The 3,947-nt window shown below is 55.1% G+C and carries 2 protein-coding genes; both read left to right on the top strand.

Annotation, left to right across the window (positions count from 1 at the left end; translation table 11 throughout):
• Window positions 1-149: 149 nt before the first annotated feature.
• Window positions 150-3,251: a DUF1553 domain-containing protein gene (locus ABX962_RS32105; RefSeq protein WP_372725747.1), complete on the top strand. Its 3,102-nt coding sequence runs from the start codon at window positions 150-152 to the stop codon at window positions 3,249-3,251.
• Between the two features lie 6 nt (window positions 3,252-3,257).
• The coding region (locus ABX962_RS32110) for a DUF1501 domain-containing protein (RefSeq protein ID WP_372725749.1) at window positions 3,258-3,947 on the top strand (690 nt) is incomplete at its 3' end.

Here is a 3,947-nt window from a genome sequence, read left to right on the forward strand (position 1 = left end):
ATAAACGGGCTACCTGCGTCAGTGCCAACTTTACTGGTGCTGGATTGGCGTGCCGTCTTGATTTGATCCTTGGATTGCCCTGTTTTGCAATCTCTATCGATCATTTCTTACTCCCCCAAGAGTCTTGACTGCCTCCAAACAGGATTTTTATGAGCGTTGTTGAACCACGCCGTTTTACGACGGTAGCGTTTCTTTGCACCGTTGCGGGTGTTACCGTTGCGGCCCTGACCGTCGCCAACGGTGGCTGGGCAGCCGATCCCAGCGAATCGGCGTCCCCGCTGCGTTTCAATCTCGATGTCCGCCCGATCCTCTCGGAGAATTGCTTTCATTGTCACGGATTTGACGAAGCAGCACGCGAAGCCGATCTGCGACTGGACACCGAAGACGGTGCCAAGGAGTCCGCGATCGAACCAGGCGACGCGACTCAAAGCGATGTCTATCTGCGAATCATTTCAGACGATCCGGATCTTCGCATGCCGCCGGCAAGCTCGGGACGTTCGCTCAGCGAAGATCAAATCGAAACGATTCGGGCATGGATTGACCAAGGCGCCCAGTACGAAGGCCATTGGTCGTTTGCTGCCGCCGGGCGCCCTGAGCTTCCCGAGTCCCGCGATGGACAACGAACCTACAACGCGATCGATGCATTTGTCCACGCCAAACTCGCAAAGAACAACCTGTCGCTTGCACCCGAGGCGGATCGCGAAACGTTGATTCGCCGTGTCACCTTTGATCTAACCGGATTGCCGCCCACGCTCGAAGAAATCGACACGTTCTTGGCCGACGAATCCGCGGATGCCTATGAGCGTTTGGTGGATCGATTACTGAAGCGAGAAACCTATGGCGAACGCATGGCAGCCGATTGGCTCGACGTGGCACGTTACAGCGACACTTACGGTTTCCAAGTCGATCGCGACCGTTTCGTTTGGCCGTGGCGTGATTGGGTCATCCGGGCATTCAACCAAAACATGCCCTACGACCAATTTATCACCGAACAACTTGCCGGTGATTTGCTGCCGAGCGCCACTCGCGATCAAATTCTGGCCACCACCTTCAATCGATTGCATCCCCAAGAGTGTGAAGGGGGCAGCGTGCCCGAAGAATTCCGCATCGAATCGATCGCCGATCGTACGCAAACGGTCGCGACCGGGATCATGGGGCTGACGATGGAATGTTGTCGTTGCCATGACCACAAATACGATCCGCTCAAGCAAAAAGAATACTTCCAACTGTCCGCGTTCTTCGACAACATTGCCGAGGCCGGCTTGTATTCTTTTTTCACGAACGCAATCCCAACCCCGACGTTACCGCTGCCCACGGCAGATCAAGAGCAACAGCTCGCATCGGCCACAAAAGCCGTCGACGCTGCCTCGCAAGCATTTCAAAGTGCGATCAATGCACGCACGGCGGAAGCAGAAACATGGGCGGCTGATCTCGAATCCATTGATGAAACTCAGCTTGCCAAACCGATACTAGCTCTCGATTTCGAAGACAAACCGTCGGCACCTAATACGCAAACCGAGGGTATCGTCGGGCATGCGGTAAAACTCACTGGTGACGACCCCATCAATACCAAAGTCGGCAATTTCTCTCGCTTTACCCCGTTTTCGGTTTCGTGTTGGATCAAAACGCCCGATCTCAAAGAGCGGGCGGTGATCTTTCATCGCTCGCGTGCTTGGACCGACGCCGCCAGCCGCGGCTATGAACTGCTAATCGACGAAGGCCGGCTCAGCTGGTCGCTGATTCACTTTTGGCCTGGCAATGCGATCAGCATCCGTAGCGTCCATGCGATTCCCACCAATGAGTGGATCCATGTCGTCGTTTGTAACGATGGATCCAGTACCGCCGCGGGATTGGCGATCTATGTCGACGGGAAACAAGTCGAAACAGAAACGGTTCGTGATGCACTCACAAAAAACATCACCGGTGGCGGTGGTGACAACATCGCGATTGGAGAACGATTTCGCGACAACGGATTCAAGCATGGATCGGTTGACGAATTCCAGGTCTACGACACCGAGTTAACCAAGCTGGAAATCCAACGGCTTGCCGCCGCGAAACTGCCCGCTGTGGAAACAGACAAACTGCTTCGCGATCACTACCTGGGTCGCATCGACAACACGGTGCTCCAAGCTCGCTCGAAACTGAAGGAAGCTCGCAAGAATCGGTGTGCGATACAGGATGCCGTTGATGAGATCATGGTCATGCAAGAACTGCCTGAACATAAACCAAGCTATTTGCTCGAGCGTGGCGTGTACGATCAACGCGGCGAACCCGTCGAACCGGGCACTCCAAGTACGCTGCTTGCATTCCCCAAAGACGCTCCGCGTAATCGACTTGGTTTGGCACAGTGGTTGACTCGGGATGACCATCCGTTAACCAACCGTGTTGCCGTCAATCGGCTCTGGCAAATCTGCTTTGGCGAAGGACTCGTGCGCACCCCCGAGGACTTTGGCAGCCAAGGCGCACCGCCGACGCATCCTGAATTGCTGGATTGGCTGGCGGTCGAATTTGTCGATTACGACTGGGATATCAAACGGATGCTGAAATTGATCGTGACGTCGGCAACGTATCGACAGTCCAGTCAAAATCCTGATCCCAAATCGATTGCGAACGACCCCGAAAACCGATTGTTGTCCCGTTTTCCCAGCTATCGCTTGCCTGCCGAGATGCTCCGCGACAGCGTGCTGGCGATGAGCCATCGTTTGGTTTCGACGATCGGCGGGCCTCCGGTAAAGCCGTACGATATCGAAGAATCGTTCAGTCCTTCCAAACGAGACAGCGGCAACGACTTGTACCGCCGCAGTCTGTACACGTACTGGAAACGGACCGGCCCGGCCCCAACGATGATGACGCTGGACGCAGCGAAACGCGACGTTTGTCAAGTCAAACGCGAACGCACCTCGTCGCCCCTGCAAGCGTTCGTGCTAATGAACGGGCCTCAGTTTGTCGAGGCTGGACGTGTCACCGCAGAGAAGCTGATTCAACTGCATGGCGACGACACGACTGCGATTCTAGTCGATGCATTTCGCAAAACGACCAGCCGGAAACCGAATCCGGCACAGCTGGAAACACTCAAAACACTGTACCAATCCCAGCTTGATTATTTCAGTGAGCACCGTGATCGCACCGACCAATTCTTGGCCATCGGCGATACTGAAACCGACGATGACATGAATCACGCTGCATTGGCAGCAACCAGCGTTGTTGTCGGAACTTTGATCAACTTTGACCTTAGCGTGATGAAGCGATAACCCGCCATGAATACAAACTTACCAAGCGGTTTCGGACTCAATCGCCGCAGCATGCTGAGTCAAATGGGAATGGGATTTGGGGCACTGGCGGCAAGCCAGATGCTGCACACCGACGCGGCCTCGCAATCCGACAGCAGCGGGATCCTTAAAGCACTGCATCATGCACCCAAGGCAAAACGGGTCATCTTCCTGTTTCAATCGGGAGCTCCATCCCAATTGGACTTGTTCGACTACAAACCGCTGCTCAACGAGAAACATGGCACTGAATTGCCCGACGAAGTCCGTGGCGGACAACGGTTAACCGGAATGAGCGGAAACCAGTCGAGCTTGCCGCTGGTCGGATCGCCGTTTCAGTTCAAACAGTACGGCGAAAGCGGTACTTGGATGAGCAATCTGTTGCCTCACACCGCCGGAATTGCCGACGACATCTGCGTTGTCAAATCGATGTACACCGAGGCGATTAATCACGGCCCCGGCGTTACCTTTATGCAAACCGGCAGCCAGTTTCCGGGGCGGCCGAGCATGGGGGCGTGGATGGACTACGGACTGGGTACCGAAAATAATGACTTACCTGCCTTCGTTGTGATGGTCTCCAAAAACGCCAGTGGGCAACCGCTGTCTTCGCGGTTGTGGGGCAACGGTTTTCTAGCTAGCAAGCATCAGGGGGTCCAATTTCGCAGCGGCAAAGACCCTGTG

Origin of the sequence: Novipirellula sp., from assembly GCF_041583735.1 — a bacterium.
Taxonomy (GTDB): Bacteria; Planctomycetota; Planctomycetia; order Pirellulales; family Pirellulaceae; genus Novipirellula.